Here is a 25,154-nt window from a genome sequence, read left to right on the forward strand (position 1 = left end):
TAGTATACTGCGTATTAACGAAAAGTAAGCTCGAAAGCATTGCTGACTTAACTACGATTGCAAAATTTGAATCCGATAACAACTATTATTCTCTTATTTTCCGAACAAGTCAAATACTCCTATATAGAGAAAAGGTAAAGGGACAAGCAGAAAAACTCAAATTTTCTTACTTCAAAAACAAACTATATGGAATATATCGGAACATTTGCTGCTGGTAATACAATAGTTACGGTAGTGCCAAAACCTAATTTACTCGAAAAGTTAATCGTACCCTGATGATTAGCAATAATTTGCTGTGAGACAAGCAGTCCTAAGCCATTTCCGTCTTGTTTATTCGTATAGAAAGGCTCGAAAAGATGCATCAATGACTCTTCAGATATACCTACCCCGTTATCAAATATCGTAATTTTGACATACTGGTCTAGTTTGTAAATTCCAATTTCTAGAATGCCATCCTCATTCATCGCCTCTATACTATTTTTAATAAGATTGACGAACATTTGCTTCAAGTTACTTTCTACACCATTAATAAGTGGAACGTCTTCGTCAATGTGCGTAATTACTGAAATTTGTCCCATAGCTCCTGATGTTTTCATTAGTAGCACGATATCGTTAATGAGAGTCACAATATTAGTAGGCAGCAAATTCGCTACTTGAGGCTTTGACATAACGAGAAACTGTCCAACAATTAGATCCATATGGTCAATTTCTTTCATAACTAGCTTCATATGATGTTCAGGCATAAGCCCATTTCGAGAGTTAAGCTTCAAAAACCCTTGAATAGTGGTAAGCGGATTACGAATTTCATGAGCAATACTTGCTGCAAGCTGACCAATAGCAGAAAGCTTCTCATTTTTCACGAGTAACTCTTCCGTTTGCTTACGGGCAGTAATATTTCGTGTAATAGAAGCGATAGCAACAATCAGTCCTTGCTCATCACGAATACCAGATAAAGTCATACTTACATCAATGGGGTGGTTAGACTTCGTATACATAATGGTTTCATAGCTCGTTATCGCATGACCTCTAATGACCTGTTCGATTAACTGTTCATAGCTTGCTTGATCTTTAGCTGAGAAATTACAAAGCGGTTCTCCAACAAGCTCGACGCCATCCCATTCAAACATACTTTCAAAGGCATCGTTAACTTGCATAATTTTATAGTTGAAATCGACAATATGAACAGCATCAGTTGTATGCTTGAAAAATGATTCAAGATATTGTTTCGTATTTCTTAATTCAATATTCGTTTGTTTTAATTCATTCGTATATCGTGACAAGTTATTACCCATCGTATTTACTTGACTAGATAATAATCCGAACTCATCAGAGCTTGTATGAACAAGCGACGTATGGAACTGGTTCATGGAAATTGCATTTACTTTGTACATTATTTTAGTTAGCGGAGAAGTTAGTAGTTCCGCGATAAAATAACTACCGACAATAGTAACGAGCAATAGTATTACGGCGATAATAATATGATCAACGAATTGCTTATGCGTGTCTTCCATTAATGCATGTTTGTCAATAACAATACCAATGACATACGGTTCATGATCTTCTATTGGAATAAATGTTCGAGTTAATGAAGTATCATCAACATAGAATTCAGTCGTAACGGCCTGATTTTCTTCCAAAGCAAGATGGACGGAATGAATGTCAGATTCTAAATTTTTATAATGATATGACCCAAATGAAATATCACGGACATCTAAATTATAAACAGGTTTACCTTGTTTTAACTTAATAATTTTTTCTTTCCCGAAAAAGGTAGGGTTAAAAGCAGTAATTTCCAGCAATGCATCATTCTCAGCAAGTAACTGGGAAATAATGCGATCGTTTCCGTCAATATAGCCATCAGAAAAAGATCTATCTGTATTGAGTGCTGTGTTAATCATATAATTTGTTTTGCCAGTATAATAATATCCCCATTTATTAATTTTTGAAGGGTCTGTTACCGCAAAGTTAAAAGGCCCTGCATAAAAGTTGGTAGAATGTTCCCCTTGCTCCACTGTTACAGGACGTAAATTCATTACGTCTTTTAATGCTATATCCCAATAATCCCATGATTTGGAACGTAAATTCACCTCTTTAGGATTGGACGAAAGTACGGTTACTAATTCGCCATCTTGCATAACCCACAGCGTAATATCATCAAGTTCTAGTTGTAATTTTAATGCTTCTAGTTGTTCAGTCGTTACATTAGCAATATCAGGATCCAATATTTCCTCTACGGTTTGCGCTGATGCCTTTAATCGCTTTGCAAGTTCGAGCTCTATGCTACGATTGGTAGAATCAATTAATGTAATTGTAATGGCAAGTTGATTGGCAATAGTTGCTACTTGTAATTCAACGTTATTCTCTTGAACACGAATAGCATTAATTTGTGAAAATACAACGTTCAATACAAGTATTAAAAGCACAATAAGAGATATGGATAGTGACAGCTTAGAACGAATAGACATACATATCCCTCCATGCGCAAGTTTCTATTCTATACTTAATTAGACAAAAACCGACAAAATCCTTCTTAATCCCCAGTAAATAAGTATAAATTAAAACTTACCGTACTGACAATAGGTAGCGACGATATAATTATTATATTATGAAAAGTAATGTAAATGTTATTGGAAAGTCTCTGGGGTAGTTCATTAGCGTGGGATTACAAGAAGGGAAGATAACATTCCCTGTATATTAATAGAAAAATAAGTATAAAAAAGTATTGACAATTGTGTGAATAAGGACTATTATATGATTACAAGCTTTACTAAAGTAAGTAAATATAATATTTATATTAACGGAGGTATTTATTATGACAACATCTAAATGGGCATTGGACGCATCACACAGTTTGATTGAGTTTTCAGTTAAGCATCTTATGATTGCAAAGGTTAGAGGTTTGTTCCATACTTTCGATGCAAACATCGAAGCTGATCTTAACGATCTATCATCAGCAACAATTGAAGTGAATATCGACTTAGCAAGTGTAGATACACGTAATGAAGATCGTGATAACCACTTGAAATCTGCTGATTTCTTTGATGTAGAGAACAGCCCAAGTTTGAAATTCGTAGCGACTTCGATTACAGCTGCGAAATCTGATGATTACACAGTAGTAGGTAACGTAACGCTTCACGGTGTAACGAAGGAAGAAACATTCAAAGTAACGTTTGAAGGAGCTTCTACTGACCCTTGGGGTAATGAAAAAGCAGGATTTAGTGCAACAGGTTCATTGAAACGTAGCGACTACGGCTTGACTTACAATGCTGCTCTAGAAACTGGCGGAGTACTAATCGGCGACGATATTAAAATCAATATTGAATTTGAAGTGCAAAAAGCATAATTTTCGTTCATAATAAACCTTCTCCTAATTGCATAACATATAAAATAACCACTCTATCATCGATGATAGAGTGGTTATTTACGTCTTTAGCGATGGGAAGCGCATACAACAATTGTGACCCACTGGAAAAAAAAGAATTGACAACTAGGTTTTTACAATGATATTGTGTAAACATATTCTAAAAAATGGAAAGGGGGTTACGTATCATGAGAATTACATTTACTACATTCAGAAATCATGTTGGTCTTCACAATGAGGATATCGTAATCCGCGCCCATAGAGCTAACTTTAATTAGCACTTTACGGCGTATGATTACGAATCGTAGTCATGCGCCTTTTCATTAGCATAGAAGTAAGTGATTGTATTGCGTACTTTACGCGCGAACTTACTATGATGAAAAAGCATGCCTGCGAGCTAGGCATGCTTTTTTGTGCCTATTATGTAACAAAACTGCATATGAGGGGTTGTATATACACGATGTTAAGTGTACTGACAAAGCTAGGTTGGTTTTTCAAATTAGAATGGAAAAGATATATGCTCGCTATCGGGCTACTATTTATAACGGGAATTCTCGATATGATCCCACCGTTGTTAATCGGCAAAGTAATCGATGGTATTAATCAACAAATATATTCTAGTCGAGAGTTTCAGCTTATGATTGTGTTCTGGGTTGTCATTACAATCGTCAGCTATGCGATTACGTATGTTTGGTTTAACAAATTATTTGGGGCATCCTTTGTCCTAGAGCGAATTTTGCGTACGAAACTAATGGGACATTTTCTACGAATGAAACCGACATTTTACGAACGTAACCGTACCGGAGATCTGATGGCGAGAGCGACAAATGATCTCGGCGCGGTATCTAACACAGCGGGATTTGGGATATTAACGCTGTTTGATTCTACTATTTTTATGATTTGTATAGTAGCGGTAATGAGTATCATGCTTAGCTGGAAATTAACGTTAGCAGCGCTGCTGCCAATGCCACTTATTGCGATTGCACTATCTATTTTCGGTAAAATTATTCACCAACGCTTTATGGCTGCACAGGATTCGTTCGGTGAATTGAATGATGATGTACTGGAAACTGTTTCAGGTGTACGTGTGATTCGGGCATTCGTGCAAGAAGAAGCAAGCAAAGAGAAGTTCCGAAAAAAAACATTTGAAGTATTGCAGCGTAATTTGGCTGTCGTAAAAATTGAGGCATTATTTGAGCCGACGATGAAAATATTAGTTGGATTTAGTTACTTAATCGGTGTTGGCTATGGTGCATATCTCGTATTCAATAGCGAATTGACACTTGGTGAGCTAGTGACGTTCAATATGTTTCTAGGTATGCTGATCTGGCCAATGATCGCGATGGGCGAATTGATTAACATTATGCAGCGTGGTAATGCTTCATTGGATCGTGTATCTGAAACGTTAGGATATAAGGCAGATGTAGCGAATAAGGCAAAGACAGCGAAAGATCATGCGCCGTCTAATGTTCAATTCGAAGAGTATCAATTCCAATATCCAAGCTCCGATAAGATCAATCTTAGCCAGCTCAATATATCAATTAAGCAAGGGCAAACATTAGGAATTGTCGGTAAAACTGGTAGCGGTAAAACAACGATATTGAAACAACTACTAAGAGAATATCCACTAGGCTCAGGTCAGGTGAAGCTAGGCGATCATCAGCTTGATGATCTTTCGCTGGAGGATGCACTTAGCTATATGGGGTATGTGCCACAGCAGCCTATTTTATTCTCGCGCTCCATTCGCGATAATATTCTATTCGGGGATGAGCACGCAACGGAGGATCAGCTTCAGCATGCGCTAGAGCGAGCATCATTTGCCAAAGATATTCATTTCTTACCTGATGGACTAGATACGATGGTAGGAGAGCGTGGAGTTGCCTTATCTGGCGGGCAGAAGCAACGCGTAAGTATCGCGCGCGCGCTGATTGCTAATCCGGAAATTCTAATGCTTGATGATGCTTTATCTGCGGTCGATGCAAAAACGGAGATGGAAATTATTGATGGTATCAAGCTTGAACGTCAACAGAAAACAACCATTATTACGACGCATCGTCTATCGGCAGTTCAACATGCGGATTGGATTATTGTGCTCGATGAAGGTGCTGTTATTGAACAGGGAACGCATGAGCAGCTATTAGTACGTGAAGGCTGGTACAAAGAACAATATGATCGCCAACAAATTGAACTAGAGCTAAGCTCGTAGCAGTAAGAGAGGTGAATGAAGTAGATGAGCAACAATATAGAGCAGGAGAACATCGATATGCAAGAAACGACGAACACAGTCTCGACAGGTAAACGATTATTTCAATACGGGATGCTTTATAAAAACAATATTATTATTGCACTAATATTTCTTATTATTGCTGTTAGTGCAGAAGTTGTCGGACCGATTATTGCTAAGAAAATGATCGACGATCATATTACAGGCATTAATCAAACATGGTACTACGTAGATGAAGGTACAACGGAGGCTACCAGCTATCAACAAAAGTTTTTGCTACGCGAGGATCGAGTTACCGATCAACCGACATATGGCTCGATTACATTTGAACAGAAGGGATTAACGTTCTATTTATTAGAAGAAGGAGCTTCTGAGCAAGAAAAGGTATTATTAACGAAGGAAGAAGTTTATCAATTTTATAAATATGAAATTCCTTATATTATTAAGCTGTCCGCATTCTATTGCGCATTGTTAATTCTGTCGGCCATCTTTGTCTATTTCCAGCGCATTATGCTACAAACGGCAGCGAATAAAATTGTCCAAAAGCTACGTAATGACGTATTTGCTCATACACAGCGATTACCTGTAAAGTATTACGATCATTTGTCAGCAGGGCAAATTGTTTCGCGAGTAACGAATGATACTGAAGCGATTCGCGAGTTATATGTCGGTGTTATTGCTAACTTTAGTACAGGATTTATTTATATTACTGCTATTTATATTTCGATATTCATATTGAATCCGACACTTGGACTTGTAACATTACCGTTAATTCCAGCATTATTTGCTTGGATCTATGTGTATCGTAAATTCGCAGCGCGCTACAACCGCGTATTGCGTGCTAAGTTAAGTGAGATCAATGGCAACATTAATGAATCAATTCAAGGGATGTCGATTATTCAAGCATTCCGCAAAGAGAAAGCGATGGAGCAGGAATTTGATGAGTTGAATAGCTATTATTTCAAATATCAGAAAAAAATGCTTAGCTTAAATTCATTAACGTCCCATAATTTATTAAATGTGTTTCGTAACATTATCTACATCGTTATTATTATAATGTTCTGGAGGGGTCAATTAGGGGCAGCGATTACTGTAGGTTTATTGTTTGCTTATATTGATTATTTGAATCGTATGTTTAATCCGATTGTTGGTATTGTCAATCAATTATCAAATCTCGAAGTAGCGAGAGTATCAGCCGAACGAGTATTCAAGCTAATGGATGAGCCAGGTATCGAAGTGGATAAGGAGCAAATGACTCGTTATCGCGGAAATGTGAAGTTCAATCATGTAACATTTGCGTATAAGGAAGATGAATACGTTTTGAAGGATATCGATTTTGAAGCGAAGCAAGGAGAGACGGTTGCTTTGGTCGGTCATACCGGGTCGGGTAAGAGTTCGATATTGAATCTATTATTTCGTTTCTATGATGTGGAGCAGGGGCATATCTCGATTGATGGAGTGGATATTCAGCGATATTCTAAGCAGCAAATACGTGAGCATATGGGTATTGTATTGCAGGATCCATTCCTATTCACAGGTACGATCGCAACCAATGTCAGCTTAGACAATCCGCATATTTCAAGAGAGCGTATTGAGCAAGCACTGAAGGAAGTTGGCGCTTATGAGATGTTTATGCAATTACCTAAAGGGATCGATGCGTTGGTTGTTGAGAAAGGTAGTACATTATCTGCTGGTCAAAGACAGCTTATCTCGTTTGCAAGAGCGTTAGCTTACGATCCAGCTATACTCATTCTCGATGAAGCAACAGCTAGTATTGATACCGAGACGGAAGCTGTTATTCAAGCGGCATTAGATGTATTGAAGCGTGGCAGGACGACGTTAGTCATTGCCCATCGCTTATCAACAATTCGTGCGGCGGATCAGATTCTAGTCCTTGATCGAGGCGTTATTGTAGAGCAAGGTAATCATGACGTTCTAATGGAACAGCAAGGTAAGTACTATCTTATGTACCAGCTTCAAGCCGGTGGCACTGCTGTAGCGATCTAATTACTGTTGATCGCATAAGTAAAGGCTTAAAACCACAATCAGTGCTTGAATATCAATCAACTGTGTACAAGAAACTATATTTTCAATTATGGGTTTATTAATGGCGTAATATTAGAGGACAAATCATTGATTTGCTTCGATTGTTATGACAAGGAGTAGGAACGATCTTTATAAGGCTTCATCTACTTTTGTTGGATTGCTCTAACGACTGGAGATGAAGTCTTTTTGACTTGCTCTGCTTTCGAGTGGATAACCTTTGTAATATGGGTTAGATATGCTACCATTATGTTGGCATATTATTCGTTGTGTTGTAGATAGTAATAATATATGGTAGTAATTATTTGTTCATAGTAAAGAGGGATATATAATGAAGAAAATTATGGTTGTATTTACAGGTGGAACGATTGGAAGTATGAAGCAAGGTAACAGCGTTGATGTAAACAGTGCGGGTTCCTATATGATTATTGATCTATTTCAACAACAATATACAACATCAACTGAATTTTATACGATGCAGCCATTGAATATTTTAAGTGAAAATCTAGTGGCAGAGCAATGGCTTGAGCTGGCTAGCGAGCTACGTGCAATCGATTATTCATCTATAGATGCCATAATATTAACACATGGCTCGGATACACTAGCGTATTCTGCTACGATGTTAAGCTACTTGCTTAGCGATATACCTGTTCCACTGATTATGATTGCGAGTAATTATCATCTGCAGGATGAGCGTGCCAATGGGCTGCGTAATTTCTACAATGCTGTGCGGTGGATTGAAGAGGGATCAACGGCAGGGGTGTTTGTCGTATATGAAAACGACCGTGGTGAAAGTATACTTTATCTAGGCTCTAGAATTATGCAATGTGAAACGTTTACCGATCAATTTCGCAGTCCATACGATCTGGTGCTAGGTCAATTAGTAGATGGAGTTGTACAACGAGCTGCAGTTTCTAGCAGACTTACAGTAGCTAATGTTAGACCAGCAACGCATAAGTACACGGGTGCGTTGCAGCAATTAGATAAGCTAGACACAGATATTGTATATATAAAGCCATATCCTAGTCTAAACTATGACATGTATTCGTGGAGAGCTGAGCGCCGTCCGACTGCTATACTTCATGATCTATATCATTCAGGTACTGCATGTGCATTAATAGATGGACCATATTCGTTGCCGCAATTCATTAAGCGTTGTAAGCAAGAGAACATTACGATCTATCTTTGCCCTGTAAAGTCGTCTGCTGAGGCACAATATGCATCTACAGCGAAGCTTGTTGAAGCGGGAGCTGTCATTATTGAAGGAATGAGTACGGAGGCAACACTAACGAAGCTAATGATTGCCTATTCCTTGTTCCATTCAGAACAAGATGTTCAATCATTTATGTTGCAGGAGCAATTGTGTTACGAGCGACATGAATAAATAAGTTGGGGCTCGCTCCGAGAACCAATTGCTGCTCTAATCGAAGACCACGACAAGAAGAAAACACTGTTCCAATCGAAGGCCGCTCCGAAAACAAATTATTGTTCCAATCGCCGTTGTCCTCGGATTTATTTAAAGGTAATAGCGGTATAAATCCGAGGACAAAAACGAACGCATACCACTAGCAATTCGATCTCTCCGCTAGTGTGGAGGTGGGCGGTGGTTGATTAGAATAAAGTAACTAAGTTCCTTTAATCCACGTAGTAGCATGGTTGTAGGTGGTTATCGTGTGGAAATTATCGTACTATTCCCGCGGCTCAACCTCATAATAAGTGCTTGACTGTTTAAATTTGTATGCGTAAGCGGACACCAGGTACGTTATGGGCATGATTGATCATTTTTCAGATAGCTTTCTCTGGCCCCTTGGTACTCGTGTATATAACAAAGCCAAAAGTAGCCTTAATGTGCGCTGGATGGGGCTACTGCGGCGTTCATTGCTGAGCTCAGTACATCCCAAACCCATTAGTAATACTAGTGGACTCACAGGACCTTATTTCTGCGTTCTCCGCTCATTTCGAGTTTATGCGGACTCACAGGACCTTAATCACTCGTTTGCTAGTGAATGTTCAGTATTAAACAACCAATAGGGTCCTGTGAGTCCTCTTACATCCTAAAGTGTTGGTTTTTAGCTAATTAGCGTCCTGTGTGTCCGCTCGTTTGTGCTTCATTCCCCACTTGATTACCATCCGCACACAATGAAGATTATTTTTGCGCTTCATTCTCAACTTGCGGCGTAGCAATACCAAAGCAAGAATATTACGATAATCAATAGTACGAGAAAAAAAGGCATATGATGCAAAGTTTGAACCTTTGCGTCATATGCCTTTTATATTATCGAACGTTGTCTCTTGTCATCACTTTGAGTATGTTGACGAGCTACTAGACTCTTACTTTGATTAGAAATTTGATAGAATGAAGTTATTTGTCATCTGCTACTGCAGACTTTTTCAACGGTAAGCTATTCACAAAGCTATCGGAAAGCTGCAATAGTTCAAGTGCACTTTGGAAGTCTGCTTCTGTTGCTTGACCATTATCTACATTATGACCAGATAAGGAATAATGGCGCCCATCATCGTAGCCGCTACCAGATAAGAAAAGTTCTTCGCTTGTTAGGAAGGAACCGGTAGGTAGATAATAACGTTGTGGAAGGATATTTTCAGATTGATTGAAGATATCTTGGCCGAAATGAATTTGAGAATCCATACTAATACCAAGTAAATTGGCAATCGTCGGCATAACGTCTACTTGACCGCCCATCTGTGATAATGATTCTCCAGTAGATACACCTTCATTAATGATAACTAATGGAACATTAATCATATCGGTGTAAGCATAATCACGACCGTAAATTTCATTCATTAGCCCAAGCTCATGACTATTAAGAGAATAGATAGGTAAGCCAAGATGGTCACCATACATAACAATTAAGCTATCATCCCAAATTCCTTTATCTTTCAAGTCTTGAATGAATAATCCAAGTGCATGATCGGCGTAGTTTTGAGCAACAATATAATCACCAACTAAAGTTTTAGTATAACGCTCTGGCAAAGTAATTAATTGTTTATCTTCAGGTAAAGTATAAGGATGATGTGCTGTCATCGAAATGATTTGCGCATAAAATGGGTTTTCAGCAGCATCCATCTCGATAAGCTTATCTAATGTTTTACGATATAGTACGCTATCAGAAGCGCCAAAGAATATCGTATCCTCATCACCAAAATATTTATAATCATAATAATGATTAAAGCCTAGTGAGTCATATAACTCGCCACGATTCCAAAACTCTACGACATTCGTATGGAAAGTAGCTGTATCATAATTATGCTGCTCTAACAATTTTGGTAAGCTCGGCAATTCACGATCAGCATACATCTGAGTCGCAGCACCACGAGCTGGTATATAAAGTGAGGAGTTCACTACATATTCTGCATCCGATGTATTTCCTTGACCAACCTGCTGATAGAACTTATCAAAGTAATAGTTTTCCTTCACTAATTTATTGAAATTAGGCGTAATCTCTTGACCTTCAACATTCAAATTAACTAAGAAGTTTTGGAATGATTCCATTTGTATAATAATGACGTTTTTACCTGCGGCAGTACCATATTGTAATGGCTCAGATACAGGTGTAATGTTTTTGATCTTATTAATCGCCTCTTGCGTGATATGCTCGGGTTCAACATAATCTGTCGTTTTCTTGGAAAGAATCATATAGGCTTCATAATTTAATATGCCCATTTGTTCAGCCTTTACAAGCTCATTCATACTTGCACGGTTAGGAACAACGTTGAATAGGCAAATAACTAGTGAAACGATCAGCAGCGGTAAAGCAATCTTTCTGCTGCTTGGTCTATTAATCATATCCTTCCAAGTAGGGACACTTTTCTTCTTGAACAGGAAATAAGCCAAAATAACAACATCAATGTAGATGAATAAGAAATAAGGGTCCATCAATGAAAAGACACTGTTTTTAACAGCAGTAACTTGGTTTACTTGTGCTAGTGCAAAGTAAGTGACAATGACGCCGTAGTACTTATAATACATAATGACCGCGAATAATATTGAAGTCATTAGTAAGTCTGCTATCCAGTAATATAGCAACTTTCGTTTCTTAGCGAGGCATTCGATTAGACTAAAAACAATGAGTACGAATGGTAATTCTCTAAGTACAAGTGTCCAAGACATCCCACCTTCAAAAACAACCATCCAAGCTATTGCGCTTTTTAGTAGCATAAGGAAAGAAAAGAAAAATATAGGGCGTGTACCAAAAAGGAATTTATTATCGTTTAACACAATTCATCCTACCTTTCATATTACATCTATACATTTATGTGAAGTTAATGGTGAGTTAGAACTGATGAAGATGACCTTATCGATAAAGATGAGTATGAAATAATAATCTGTTATTGAGAATACACTATTACTTACAGCTGTAACCTGATTGACTTGAGCTAAAGCTTGAGTTGATACAAAGTATGTTACAATCTTTCATATAAGATATATTCATTTGAACTTCATTAATGGTATAATACTTACTTATTATGCTTGTAGGACGTATCATTGTCAAAAAACGAAAAACTGTCAATTCGCCAAATTAGCAATAAATACGTCGTAATAGGCGAAATAACTATAATGAATGGTATGATATCATCGTTAATCGCGAGAAATCATGCAACTACTCGAGGAGGCATTATTTTGAAATTTTTCAAATTATTTTTATTTCTAATTTCATGTGCTGCAATGATTGCAATTGTAGTATATTTCGTGTCCGATAAAGGGACACCAACAAATGGTCCGAATAATGGAATTAATCAGGAGGATAATCTATCTAATGATGACCCCTCTACTAATAACGAACAAGACGATGATAATGTTTCAAGTAATAATGGAAATATAATTGGTAATGGTAGTGAGCAAGAAGAACCGACACCATCGTCAACATCGAAACCGACAGAAACACCAGTACCCACATCGGAACCAACAGAAACAGAACATCCAACGGCAGGGGTAAATACAGATTCTGAAAGTGTAGCGGTAATGGTCAATCCCAACTATAAACTACCCGAAGATTATTCGCCGAAAGACCTAGTATATCCCGATGTGCGCTTCACATTTAATGAAAAGATCGATAAGCGGAAGATGCGCCAAGCTGCAGCTACTGCCCTTGAAGAGATGTTTGCAGCGGCTGAAGTGGACGGTATCTATTTGGCGGGAGTGTCTGCTTATCGTTCGCATGAAACACAAAAGGCATTATTCAATCGATATGTAGAACGTGACGGTTATGAGAAAGCTAAAACGTATAGTGCAGAACCGGGAACAAGTGAGCATGAGACAGGTCTTGCCATTGATATATCAGGTAGTACTGGCAAATGCGCAGCTGAAGACTGCTTTGCAGGGACGGTTGAAGCGATATGGCTTGCTAACAACGCAGCTGAGTATGGCTTTATCATCCGCTATCCAGAAGGTAAAGAAGATATTACCGGCTATAAATACGAGCCATGGCATCTACGCTTTGTCGGTGTAGAAATAGCTAAGGAAATAGAATCTGAAGGACTTACGCTTGAAGAGTATTATAAGGTTGTTCCAACAAAGAAATAATTAGAGCAACCGCAAAGGGGATGACAGGCAATGGATATTGTTCAAAACATCTACTTTATTATTACTATTCTTAATATATTTCTTGCCATTGCAATAATTTTTCTGGAACGTAGAAATGTAAGCTCAACATGGGCATGGATGATGGTTCTGTTTTTCATTCCAGTTCTTGGATTCGTGATGTATCTTGTATTAGGTCAAAAGTTCAAAAAACGTAAATTAGCGAAGCTACTCGGCATTAATCCAAGTATGATTAATGATTTAGTCGTTGAACAGCGTCGTCAGCTGCAAAGCGGAGATCTTGAGTTTGCTGGTCCTGAGGTTGACGAATATTCTGATCTTATTTCGATGAACCTCGCAACAGGACTTTCGTTATTTACTACGCAGAATACGGTAGATATTTATACGGATGGTAATGAGAAGTTCGATGCGCTTATCGCGGATATTAAAGCAGCGAAGCATCATATTCATCTTGTCTATTACATTGTACGCGATGATGAACTTGGACGTCGTCTTATGAAAGCTTTAACAGCTAAGGCAGCGGAAGGAGTACAGATTCGCTTCCTGTATGATCATATTGGTAGTCCTAATCTTCCCCGCAAGTTTTTCAAAGAGTTCCGTGCGGCAGGAGGGAAGGAAGAGGCGTTTTTCCCATCTCGTATACCGTACATTAACTTTAAGATCAATTTCCGTAATCATCGTAAATTAGTTGTCGTCGACGGACAGATTGGCTATATCGGTGGTTTTAATATCGGAGACGAGTATTTGGGTCTGAATAAGCACTTCGGCAAGTGGCGAGACACCCATTTACGTATTCGGGGGGCAGCAGTTCTACAGATGCAGGCTCAATTTATGATTGATTGGAATATAGCATCCTCGTTAAAGATTAGTTTTAATGAGACATATTTCCCATCGATGATCCAAGAGGATAGCAATCCGATCGGCATGCAAATTGTTGCTAGTGGTCCTGATTCAGAATATCAAGAGATCAAAAACTCCTACATTAAAATGATCTATGCTGCTAGGAAATCAGTATTTTTACAAACACCTTACTTTGTGCCAGATAGTAGCCTATTGAATGCATTGCGAACTGCAGCACTTTCGGGTATGGATGTGAGAATTATGTTGCCGAATAAGGCGGATCATTTCTTTGTCTATTGGGCTACCCAATCATACTTGGATGAACTATTATCATGTGGCATTAAAGTTTATATGTATGATGCAGGGTTTCTCCATGCGAAGACGCTTGTTGTCGATGGTAAAGTGGCATCAGTAGGTACAGCGAATTTGGATATACGGAGTTTCAAGCTTAACTTCGAGATGAATGCTTTCATCTATAACCAAGAAGTATCGACAACACTAGAAGAGATATTTATTGAGGATATAGCAAATTGTCATTTGCTAACCGAAGAGGAATATTCAAAGCGTTCATGGTTTAGTCGGATTAAGGAATCGATATCACGATTACTAAGTCCTATCCTTTAGAGGTAGTTCAAAACATCCACTTGTGATCACGATGATTATGCTGACGCAGCTTATTCGGCTGCGAATATGTCCCCCATCGAAAGCCTAGCATAAGCTTCCGATGTATGTTTCTTGCAGAAACATTGTAGGTGCTCACGTACACAATACGTACGCTGTGCTACTCGTTTCCGCTGTGGGCCCTATTCTTGATGCTGACAAGCGAATGTTTTGAACCTTCAATTGAAGCTTCGAGCATTTGATCGCTTGTGTACTCGTACCGTACACGTTGCTAGGTTTCGTTTTATTGTTTATGCTCATGTACGTGAAACGTACATCTTGCACTTTACTTCCCTAGTTTCATGGCATCTTCTTGATGCTGACAAGGGAATGTTTTGAACCTGTATTTGAAGCTTCGAGCATTTGAATGCTTGTGTACCAATAACGTACACGTTGCTGGGTTTCGTTTCAGCGTTTGTGATTACACATTTATAAAAGCAATCTGTGACTTCATGGTGAAGTTGTAGCTTGCTTTTTTGTGCTATGAATAAGCATACCGAGCTAGTTAGAGTATAGCTATGGTGGGGAAGGGGGAACATTGACGATGTCTAATATTAGATTTATACTAAATCTAATATTAGACAAAGGCGGTTAGGTCATGGTACAGAAAATTAACTTAACAGTACAACGTAGAGCAATTTTGGAAGTAGTAACAGAGGCTGAAGATCATCCAACAGCAGCAGATATTATACAGCGATTGCGTGAGAAGGGATTTAGCTTTGCATACGGTACGGTTTATAACTCTTTACGCTATCTAGCAGATGTGGAGCTGATAAGGGAATTGAAGCTGGGTGAAGCGGTTAGTCGATATGATGCAAGGACGGAGGAGCATCAACATATCGTTTGTACAGTATGCGGTAAAGTTGAGGAAGTTCTAGTAGACATTCCACAAGAATGGTTAGCCCGAATAGCTGAGCAGACAAAGTATAGTATCGATCAACCTCATATCGTTATGGAAGGGATGTGCGATCAATGCACGACCAAACAATAGAGTCAACCGAGGATCAGCTATTATGTACGCTAACGAAACGAGTTATGATTATTAGCCCGTTACCAGAACGAGTCAAACAATTATTTGTTTCACTATCGATGGCATGCTTTGATGTATTTTCATTGCATGAATTCAATGAAGAGGTACTATCGTCTCTGAAGCCGGAATTGGTTATCTATGATGCGTTGCCAACGGTGGCTACAGCTTCATATACAGATGTACTAGAGAAAGGCCATACTTTACTCGGTAATGTCTCTAGTTATCATATTTCATTAGTTATCCTGATGGATGAGCAAACCTATGAGCGCAAAGAGCAATTAGAATTAGCTGGTGCAGAAATTATGATCTGGCCTTCATCAGTAGAGCAAGCGTTAGAGCGGATTCAGCGTTTGCTTGAGAGTAAATCACAATTCGCGAAGTTCAATGATTACGTGCTATTTAAAAATTTGAAAGTGAATACGCGGAAAATGATCGTAACGAAGGACAATGAACGCGTAGAGTTGACCAAAACGGAGTATGATCTATTGTTACATTTTTTGGCTTCAGATGGAGCTGTTCAGACAAGAGAACTATTACTTGATGTTATCTGGGGTCTACAGTTCTATGCGGGCAGTAATGTTGTCGATGTTCATATCAAAAGCTTGCGAAAGAAACTTGAGGATAGTGCTGTAGATCCAAAGTATATCGCAACCGTTCGGGGCGTTGGCTATCGTCTAGCTGATGTATAATTTCTTCATCAAAAATTCATGACATAAGTTCAACACTTCTGTATTATATAGATATCAGGACTTAGATCAAGTCTAAATAATAAACAAGAGGTGTATGAACGAATGAATATATTAACGACGAATCAAGGTGCACCAGTTACAGACAACCAAACCTCACGTACAGCTGGACAACGTGGACCAGTTTTAATGGAAGACTATAATCTTATTGAAAAGCTAGCTCACTTTGATCGTGAGCGTATTCCGGAGCGTGTTGTACATGCCCGTGGTGCAGGTGCGCATGGCGTATTCATCACAGCAAAAAACATGAGCGAATTTACAAAAGCACAGTTTCTACAAACGGAAGGTCAAGAGACACCGGTGTTTGTTCGCTTCTCAACGGTCATTCACGGTCAAGGCTCTCCCGAAACTGCGCGTGATCCTCGTGGCTTCTCAACGAAGTTCTATACAGAAGAAGGCAACTACGATCTTGTAGGTAATCATATTCCAGTATTCTTTATTCGTGATGCGATTAAATTCCCGGATATGGTGCATTCACTTAAGCCAGATCCAATTACTAATATTCAACATCCATCACGCTATTGGGATTTCATGACGCTATCTCCTGAATCTACGCATATGATGACTTGGTTACTGTCAGATCATGGCACGCCAGCTAGCTATCGTGAAATGGATGGCTTTAGTGTTCACGCGTTCAAGTGGATCAATGCGGAAGGTAAAATCACTTATATCAAATACAAATGGTTATCTAAGCAAGGGGCTCGTAACTTTACAGCTGCTGAATCGGCAGAACAACAAGGTAAAGATTTCAACCATGCCACTCGTGATCTGTTCGATAATATTGATAATGGCAACTTCCCAGGCTGGGAATTACAAGTGCAATTAATGCCTTATGAGCATATTGATCGTTATAGCTTCGACCCACTAGACGCAACGAAAATATGGCCTGAAGATATGTATCCATTCCAAACGATTGGTACGATGACACTGAACCGTAATCCGATTAACTACTTTGCCGAGGTAGAACAGGTTGCATTTTCTCCAAGTGTTCTAGTTCCTGGTATTGAGCCATCGGAGGATAAATTATTGCAAGGACGTTTATTCTCTTATCCGGATGCGCAGCGTTACCGTCTTGGTGCGAATTACACTCATATTCCAGTAAACTGTCCTTATGCTGCCGTTCGCAATCAGCAACGTGATGGTGCAATGACGATGACGGCAAATCCTTCATCGTATAACTATGAGCCTAATAGTAGTCCTGATGAGCCAAAAGAAGCTCCGGAACAGTTCCAAGAGTCGTATTCACCAATTCATGGTTACGCTGGTCGTCAGAAAATTGATAAGCAAGATAACTTTACGCAGGCTGGTGAAACGTATCGTTCTTGGACGACCGAGGAGCAAGCGAACTTACTTGCTAACTTAATCAATGATCTATCTCAAGTGAATAAAGACATTCAACTGCGCGCGGTATGTAACTTCTATCGCGGTGATGCAACACTTGGGCAGAAATTAGCTGAAGGCTTGAATGTAGATATTTCAAGTTTTATCCCGCAGCATTCTTAATCGTTTATAATCATCACATATAGTAAGTTACTAGCATCAAGCAATACTAAGAGCGTAGAGACCTATATAGGTTTCTACGCTCTTAGTTCAATTCAGCTTTTATTTTCACGGATACTTTCATACTGAGACGAGATCATCCAAACTTTGAATAACATACGAATGAGTGGCAAGATTTGATAAAGTAAGAAGCTAAGAAAACTAACCCATATCATAGATAATGCGTGAATACTTACGCTGAATAAGGAATAGATGAATGCAATGATAAGGGATACTACGATGAAGGGCAAGAGATGGACTAGTGTTTGACGTAGTATAGCAGCTGTACTCATCTCCCAAGCAGCGCCAAGCTGTAGCACATAGAATAGTAGTTGAACGATAAGGGCCCACACAATATAAGTGAATAATGTCCAATCGAATATTTTGAATATCGCAGTAATCGATTGATTTGCAGTAATCGAGTGGATGACGGGCTTCACAATCCAGATCAGCGGTATAAATATAAGAATGTTTTTGCTCCAGTACAATAGCGTTACCTTTTTCCACTTCGCTGCAATTCCCCTGCGGAAGTATGTCCCCTTGCCAGCTTCTGAATGCTGATGGATCGAGTAGAATAGTCCAGCTTGTAGCAATGGCGTAATGATCATCCGAATAAGCAGTAGAATAAGAAATGTATAGAGATAAGGCATCCATATATCTGTTTTCATTATTTGAAATTGATGTTCAATCCAGAATAAAGCGACAGTATCTGCACTCCCCGTAAGCTCAGGATATCGCTTAAGTAGGGGGGAGATAATATTATCGATCATTTTGTAAAGTAGAAAGCCCCAGATCGCTTGATAGATGAACAAAATGATTACGATTTTCGTATGTCCTTTGGCGATATGCCAGCCTTGTCGTAAAAAATATCTCATAGCAAATATCCTCCTCTACCAGCTAAATAATCGTAGTACATAATCGATTATCGATACCGTAACAATATTGACTCGTTTCAACTCGTTATTCGGCAATTCCACCCGCATAAAGTTATTATTCAGATGGTAATCAAGCTTATTGTTTTGTTCGGGATCGATTTTGATCCAGCTAATCGGCACCTCAGAACGTTCCACAAAATGTAGCTTTGCTTCATCACTTAGATCCCATTGCTTTCTAACGGTCGAACCATCCTCGAATACAAGATCGATGGGGATGCTGCGCGCGATCCCACTATTTTGATCCAATAGTATCGTATACTCATAGATTGTTTTATCTTGTTCTTGGAATTTTCGGTTTTCAATATTTTGGATAGCAAGATCGGCATTCTCGTTGCCATATACAAACTTATCAAAATAAGCTTGCCATGACTGCTTCGTAACGTTCTCGACAATACGTTGGAAATGCTGGGTCGTTGGATGCTTGAACTTATAGGTCTGGAAATAGGAGCGCATAATTTTGCTCATCGTATCTCGCCCAACAACATCTTCAATATCAAGTAAGACAAGCTTGCCGCGTAAGTATACATTTTCGGCGTAATGGTTGTGATTATTATAGAGCCACGCATCGAATTGGAGAGGTGCGGGGTCCGTCATAAAGCTTGCTTCGAGACGATGATTACTTGTAACACCATATGCGTCCTCAATAATTTTTTCTTCAGAATAGGAGGTGAATGCTTCATCTAACCAAGCTTCTTCAAATTCATTGTTAGCAACCATGCCATACCAATATTGATGACTAATTTCGTGAATGACTGCTCGTTCAAGCTCATACTTAGGGTTTGCTGAATCAGCTGCCAACGCCGTAACGAATGTCGGATATTCCATGCCTCCTGCACCACTCGCACCTGCCGGCGGTACAACGATTGATAGTGTGCTATAAGGGTAGGCGCCGTAATGTTTACCCAGATAAGCTAGCGCGGACTTCGCTGCATGGATATAACGTTCAGCCAATTGTTCATGAGCAGGGTCTAGATAGAGCTTAATCTTCACACCAGGTACGCCTTCATGAGAGAATGAGGACTCATGCGTAATGAAATTAGGCGATAATGCAAATGCAAAATCATGAACATCTTCAGCATAAAATTGTACCATTTTTCGACCTTGTCCAATATTGGCGGCTTTTGTTTGCACACCTGTACCTGCAACGACATAGTTTTCAGGTGCATACACTTTAACGCTGTAAACGGCGAAGTCACTGTAAAATTCGGAATTTCCATGATACTGATGAATATTCCAGCCTTCTTTGGTTACATTTCGCGTACCTACCGTTTCGTAAGCAGCAATTTTGGGAAACCATTGACCAGCCATTACAAAATCTTCGAAATAACCCATTCGTGCAAACACTTGAGGTAGTGTAACTTCAAATTTGGCACGGAGCGTAACAGACTCTCCTGGTGCTACTGGCTCGATTAGGCGGAATGTCGCAACCGTATAATCATCGTTGTTCTGATCATCCGGGGAAATGTACTTCACTCGGGGCAGCATATTTTCACCTTCGAGTGTTTCAAGATCAAGCAAGCGTATTGAGCCTTCGCTCTTGTTGGAAGCTTTATCTCCTCTAAGTTGTCCACCCGACTCTTTCATAAATGTACTATCTGCTGATTTGAATGCATTAGCATACAGATGAACATACATTTCAGTGACGTTTTCTTTGCCTGGATTGGTCCAAGTAATTAACTCCTCACCATCTAATATATGTTCTTCTTCACGGAGACTAACTTGAATGTTATATTCGACGACGCGCTCACTTAGCTTCACTGCCGGCATACTTGGCTGGTTGCTTTCATAATTAAGAGTGTCCAGTGAGGGCTTGGCCTCATTAAGAGATGTTTGAAGCATTGTAGACTGAATAGGCTGGTTTGGTACAAGTGCATACGTATATCCTGATTGCCATGCATGCTGAAATTGATAAGGCAAAGTAGCAATTAAGAATACAATAATGAGTAAACCTACAATAATTAATTTCCACGATTTTGCAGACATCTATCGATTCCCTCCCGTTGACAAGCATCTACAGCATGTATATGTTGGCTTTTCCAATAATATTAGCTAAAATAGAATTAATGTATCGGAAGGTGTGATAAAAGTGACAGATGAATTGAATCCATCCACACAACCAGAGAAAAAAGAAAAGAAACAATTGACTCTGAACGTTGTGAGTAATAAAAAACATAAAGGTTTTGGCGCAGGTTCCATCGATTTAAGTGATGTTGCTTGTGTAATGATCGACCAAGGAGTAGCTTTTATCGATGTAGGTGCGATGCATGCCAAAAGTAAAATTGAGCGCGGAATCAAATTCACGCCTAATAAAGAGGATACTCCAAATGGACGACCATGCTGGATCGTCTGGGTTGCAGTAGCTCGAGATGAAGCAGGGGCTTATTATGCTGGTGCGACGTCTTGTGAAATGCTAGTCGATACAGAAGCACGACGAGGCTGGAAAATTCTTGCTGACCACGTTAATCGTCTTGATGCTGCAATGAAGAGCCGCTATATGCTCGACAATATTGGCCCAGTTGAAAAAGCAGCACTTCGTAAATTGCTAATGGAGCATAATGTGGAGTGGTGGGAGCATTCGCCAGAAGAGCTTAAGCAGCTTCTTCAGTAAGCGATCGCTTGTGATCTCTCTGAATATGATCTGAAAAACTCCTAGTATGATGGTTTAACTTTAGGTTAAACTCGATGCTAGGAGATTTTTTTTGTTTTTTTTGAAAATGTGCAGGGTTTCGAGTGATTGTGTTCGTCTATTGTATGGAGAGGAGGGGGAGCAGATTAATGAGCAGGAATGGTTGAACAGTATTCGGGCAGGCGGTACAAGTAGATATAAAGAGTTTGTACAGGTCTACCATGAGCATGTGTATCGGACAGCTTTCGCTGTACTACACCATCATCAGGACGCTGAGGATGTAACGCAAGAAGTATTCGTTCAAATCTATCGAGCTCTCCCTGAGTATCGCAATCAAGGTTTGAAAACTTGGATAACCCGCATTACAGTGAATCGAGCGATTGATGCAAGGAGAAAGATTGGTAGGCAACGAGAAGATATTGTAGAAGATACCGATCAACAATATGAATCATGGCAGAATAAGGATTATGAACCATCGATAGAGGAATCATTACTTGCCCAGGAACGAAAAGCGATGATCCATCAAGAAATTAATGAATTGCCAGAGCAGTATCAAGAAATCATTCATGCCTTCTATATGGAAGAAAAAAGTTATGAGCAGATTTCTAAGGAAACTGGACTTGAGAAGAAATCAGTGGAATCACGACTTTATCGAGCTAGATTATGGATGAAGCGACATTGGCGAAAGGAGGATTTTGAATGAAAGATCAACTTATGCATATTAGCAAACAAGAACTTTGTGCGTACATACGCAATGAGGGTACTGACCAGCAGCGAGAAAGAGTTGAGTTGGAAATTCAATTATGCGAACAATGTATGGAACAATTTGTATCATTATTAGATCAGCTTCCATCTGGGCCAAATCTCGATTCAGAATTATTAAGTAATCAAGTAGCTGATACGATTCGTCAGCAAGCCTTAGCAACAAAGCCGCGCTGGATTCAGCGACCTGTTGTACAGTATGGTATTGCAGCATCAATAACGCTGCTGCTTGTTACATCAGGATTAATGAGTACAGTGTCTCATACACTTGTTAAGCTAGATCGGACGGTGCAATCGCAGAATCAGAACATCGATCAGCCATCAGTTCCGGAATCCTCAGCCGAACCGCAATCAGAGAAATGGCTTGATAAAGCGTCGCGCTGGATAGAGGCAGTACAAGATAGCCGCTTTGAGAGGTAGTTCAAACAGCGGACTTTGATAACGAAGTGAGGCTGACGTAGCGTATTCGACATCGAATATGAAGCGAACTTGGAAAGTATAGCATAAGCTTCCGATGTATGTTTCTTGCAGAAACATTGTAGGATCGCGTGTACCAATTACGTACACTTGCGCTTCCACCTTTCTCAAGTAACGCTCCATCTTCTTGGTTCTGAAAGCCCGCTTTTTGAACCCCATTGGAAGAGGTAGTTCAAATAGCAGACTTTGATAACGAAGTGAGGCTGACGTAGCGTATTCGGCATCGAATATGAAGCTTATCTGAAAGCCATACAAAAGCCAATGCTTCTGAAGCAATTTTTCATTTGCAGGAAGTCGTTGAGTAAGAGATGAAAAATTTTAAGGAGTTGAAAAAGATGAGAGCAGAAAATAAAAGCCCACTTGTAGCCTTTTTACTATCACTACTACCAGGGTTCGGACATTTATATATCGGTAGAGTTTTCCGGTTTATCTTATATGCTGGAGGATTCTTTGGACCATTAGCTTTGCTGTTTATGGTAATGATATTTGATGGTTATGTAGATGGAGAAATGGTTGCAGTAGCGGTGGTTTTTGCAGGTGTTTTTGCATTAATCAATATGCTAGATATGCTGATTACCATTGCGAGCGGGAAGCATCGAGCTTTCCATCCAGCATCTGCAACGATGGAGCGAGATGAATATGGTCAACTACGTCATGTATACGATCCACTAGAAGTGAAGGAACAAGGTGAAAAGACTAAGGTGATGATGATGTCTATTATCCCAGGTCTAGGTCATATGTATATGGGTTTACTTACGCGAGGCATTACATTGATGATTTTATTTGTTGGTGTATTCGGTATAACATTATTTATTGGTATCGTACTTGGTACACCATCAATCTTAGTGCTTTGGTTAGCGCTACCGATTATTTGGATCTATGGTATGTTTGATGCTTTAGCATTGTTAGCTACTCGTCAAAAAGGTGAGCAAATTAACGATCAGTCGCTATTTTCCAATATGGAGGATTATATGGCAGATGGACGTAAAAACCGCGTAACGGCTATTGGCTTATCGATTTTCCCTGGTGCAGGACATTTGTACCTTGGGCTTCAACAGCGGGGCTTGCAGCTTATGGGGAGCTTCCTAGCGAGTATATTTATTATGGATCAATTACGATTGACTATATTCTTGTTCTTATTACCATTACTATGGTGCTATGCATTCTTTGATATTTTGTCTCAGCTGCGTAAATGGGAAAAGGATGAATTAAAGGATGAGCCGTTTGTAGCGATGTTTATTCCTTATCAACGTTGGATTGGAATTGGCTTACTCGTTGTGGGGATCTACTATTTATTTGATAAAATTGCATCGAGATTGATTGATATAAAGTTCCCAGACTGGGCAAGGGAGTATTATGAATTGAAGTATATGCTACCTACCGTTATTATTTCATTTGTAATGGTCGTTCTAGGTATGAAGTTACTATTCGGCACGTCAAGTAAACGTAACCGCCGTAATGTAGGAGGCGAAGAGTAATGCAGGCTGCAACGATTAGAGAGCCACAAGCTGAAGTTTACCATCAGGAAGTTCAGCAGAAGCCAGTATGGAGAATTGGTTCATTTTCAATGGGAGTAACATTAATCGGTATGGGGATAGCTTTTGCAATGTCTTTATGGCAGGAGATATCGGCGTATGAGTTATTGCTATGGCTAGCACCAGTTGTATTTATAATGCTTGGAGCTGAGCTATTACTGACGATGAGAGTGAACCATAAGCAGAAGTACCAGCTGAAATATGATTGGTTAAGTCTATGGTTTGTTTCAATTATTAGTGTAGGGGCATTGATTATGTCTGCGTTGTTCTATACAGGGATTACGGATGAGTTGAATCAAGCATTTAATATGAAGGAACGCTCATTATTCGTAGATGAGCAAGTGGCTATAGCTCAAGCTGAGCCAGCTAAAATTATAGTGAAAAGTACCGTTCCGTTAACCATAACTGAGCATGAAGGATTAACAGAGGTGTTATTAACTGGTTCTGTAACGTATGAAGCAAAGGACGCTATTGCATTGCGAGAGCAGCAACTGTTGCAAACGAAGCAAGTAGGTGATGTGTTATACATCTTCGTCAACAATATTGAGCATGAAGTAAGTGGTCTAGTTACGGATCGAGTATATTCTAATCTGATATTATCTGTTCCGGCAGGTAGTGTCGTAGAATCGTAATAGTAAAAGCAGAGGCTTCCGCTAAGGACGCCTCTGCTTTTTTGTATTCACAATAATAACCAAACTAATAATATAAAAAACAAAAGCGGTATAGCCAATATATTCTAATATACGGTTGATCTTAGCACTAGTTTTTACGAAAGTATGTAACGAGAAAAATAATTAGAAATAGAACGATTATAAT

The 25,154-nt window shown here is 39.3% G+C and carries 18 protein-coding genes; 14 read left to right on the forward strand and 4 right to left on the reverse strand.

Features of this window, described 5'->3' with window-relative positions; translation table 11 throughout:
- Positions 1–182: 182 nt before the first annotated feature.
- Positions 183–2,465, reverse strand: coding sequence for an ATP-binding protein (locus AC1TPB_RS08250; protein ID WP_482076035.1), 2,283 nt, complete (start codon positions 2,463–2,465; stop codon positions 183–185).
- Between the two features lie 347 nt (positions 2,466–2,812).
- Between AC1TPB_RS08250 and AC1TPB_RS08255 the strand changes: the two genes are divergently transcribed.
- From AC1TPB_RS08255 to AC1TPB_RS08270, 4 genes are all read left to right on the forward strand, one after another.
- On the forward strand, positions 2,813–3,343 hold the full coding sequence (locus tag AC1TPB_RS08255) for a YceI family protein (protein WP_482076036.1): 531 nt from the start codon (positions 2,813–2,815) through the stop codon (positions 3,341–3,343).
- Between the two features lie 478 nt (positions 3,344–3,821).
- Positions 3,822–5,567: an ABC transporter ATP-binding protein gene (locus AC1TPB_RS08260; protein ID WP_482076037.1), complete on the forward strand. Its 1,746-nt coding sequence runs from the start codon at positions 3,822–3,824 to the stop codon at positions 5,565–5,567.
- Between the two features lie 24 nt (positions 5,568–5,591).
- Positions 5,592–7,592: an ABC transporter ATP-binding protein gene (locus AC1TPB_RS08265; protein WP_482076038.1), complete on the forward strand. Its 2,001-nt coding sequence runs from the start codon at positions 5,592–5,594 to the stop codon at positions 7,590–7,592.
- A 367-nt stretch (positions 7,593–7,959) separates the two neighbouring features.
- Positions 7,960–9,012 (forward strand): asparaginase, encoded by a 1,053-nt coding sequence (locus AC1TPB_RS08270; RefSeq protein WP_482076039.1) that lies wholly within the window; start codon positions 7,960–7,962, stop codon positions 9,010–9,012.
- Positions 9,013–9,990: 978 nt separating this feature from the next.
- Here AC1TPB_RS08270 and AC1TPB_RS08275 read toward each other — a convergent pair.
- Entirely contained in the window at positions 9,991–11,805 is a 1,815-nt protein-coding gene (locus tag AC1TPB_RS08275) for an LTA synthase family protein (RefSeq protein WP_482076040.1), read from the reverse strand.
- Between the two features lie 462 nt (positions 11,806–12,267).
- On the opposite strand from AC1TPB_RS08275, the gene AC1TPB_RS08280 reads away from it, so the two are divergent.
- The 5 genes from AC1TPB_RS08280 (at position 12,268) to AC1TPB_RS08300 (ending at position 17,967) form a co-directional block, all read left to right on the forward strand.
- Positions 12,268–13,170, forward strand: a complete 903-nt coding sequence (locus tag AC1TPB_RS08280; RefSeq protein WP_482076041.1) for a M15 family metallopeptidase — start codon at positions 12,268–12,270, stop codon at positions 13,168–13,170.
- Between the two features lie 30 nt (positions 13,171–13,200).
- The gene (cls, locus tag AC1TPB_RS08285; protein ID WP_482076042.1) at positions 13,201–14,652 is read left to right on the forward strand and encodes a cardiolipin synthase; all 1,452 of its coding nucleotides are present in this window, start codon (positions 13,201–13,203) and stop codon (positions 14,650–14,652) included.
- Positions 14,653–15,286: 634 nt separating this feature from the next.
- The gene (locus AC1TPB_RS08290; RefSeq protein WP_482076043.1) at positions 15,287–15,679 is read left to right on the forward strand and encodes a Fur family transcriptional regulator; all 393 of its coding nucleotides are present in this window, start codon (positions 15,287–15,289) and stop codon (positions 15,677–15,679) included.
- Positions 15,661–16,407: a winged helix-turn-helix domain-containing protein gene (locus AC1TPB_RS08295; protein WP_482076044.1), complete on the forward strand. Its 747-nt coding sequence runs from the start codon at positions 15,661–15,663 to the stop codon at positions 16,405–16,407. Before AC1TPB_RS08290 ends, AC1TPB_RS08295 begins: the two co-directional genes overlap by 19 nt.
- 102 nt (positions 16,408–16,509) lie before the next feature.
- On the forward strand, positions 16,510–17,967 hold the full coding sequence (locus AC1TPB_RS08300) for a catalase (RefSeq protein ID WP_482076045.1): 1,458 nt from the start codon (positions 16,510–16,512) through the stop codon (positions 17,965–17,967).
- Between the two features lie 92 nt (positions 17,968–18,059).
- Here AC1TPB_RS08300 and AC1TPB_RS08305 read toward each other — a convergent pair whose 3' ends face one another.
- Together AC1TPB_RS08305 and AC1TPB_RS08310 are read right to left on the reverse strand one after the other, a co-directional pair.
- Positions 18,060–18,878: a hypothetical protein gene (locus AC1TPB_RS08305; protein ID WP_482076046.1), complete on the reverse strand. Its 819-nt coding sequence runs from the start codon at positions 18,876–18,878 to the stop codon at positions 18,060–18,062.
- Positions 18,879–18,893: 15 nt separating this feature from the next.
- Complete coding sequence (locus AC1TPB_RS08310; RefSeq protein ID WP_482076047.1) at positions 18,894–20,921, reverse strand: M1 family metallopeptidase; 2,028 nt, start codon at positions 20,919–20,921, stop codon at positions 18,894–18,896.
- 103 nt (positions 20,922–21,024) lie between these two features.
- On the opposite strand from AC1TPB_RS08310, the gene AC1TPB_RS08315 reads away from it, so the two are divergent.
- The 5 genes from AC1TPB_RS08315 (at position 21,025) to AC1TPB_RS08335 (ending at position 24,970) form a co-directional block, all read left to right on the forward strand.
- Positions 21,025–21,546: a YwhD family protein gene (locus AC1TPB_RS08315; protein WP_482076048.1), complete on the forward strand. Its 522-nt coding sequence runs from the start codon at positions 21,025–21,027 to the stop codon at positions 21,544–21,546.
- 91 nt (positions 21,547–21,637) lie between these two features.
- Positions 21,638–22,267, forward strand: a complete 630-nt coding sequence (locus AC1TPB_RS08320; RefSeq protein ID WP_482076049.1) for an RNA polymerase sigma factor — start codon at positions 21,638–21,640, stop codon at positions 22,265–22,267.
- On the forward strand, positions 22,264–22,746 hold the full coding sequence (locus AC1TPB_RS08325; protein ID WP_482076050.1) for a hypothetical protein: 483 nt from the start codon (positions 22,264–22,266) through the stop codon (positions 22,744–22,746). The genes AC1TPB_RS08320 and AC1TPB_RS08325 overlap by 4 nt, the downstream gene beginning before the upstream one ends.
- Before the next feature lie 365 nt (positions 22,747–23,111).
- Positions 23,112–24,281 carry a hypothetical protein gene (locus tag AC1TPB_RS08330; RefSeq protein ID WP_482076051.1) on the forward strand — a complete coding sequence of 390 codons (1,170 nt, stop codon included), beginning with the start codon at positions 23,112–23,114 and terminating at the stop codon, positions 24,279–24,281.
- Positions 24,281–24,970, forward strand: a complete 690-nt coding sequence (locus AC1TPB_RS08335; protein ID WP_482076052.1) for a hypothetical protein — start codon at positions 24,281–24,283, stop codon at positions 24,968–24,970. The genes AC1TPB_RS08330 and AC1TPB_RS08335 overlap by 1 nt, the downstream gene beginning before the upstream one ends.
- Positions 24,971–25,154 lie beyond the last annotated feature (184 nt).

The organism is Paenibacillus sp. Y951, from assembly GCF_056786395.1.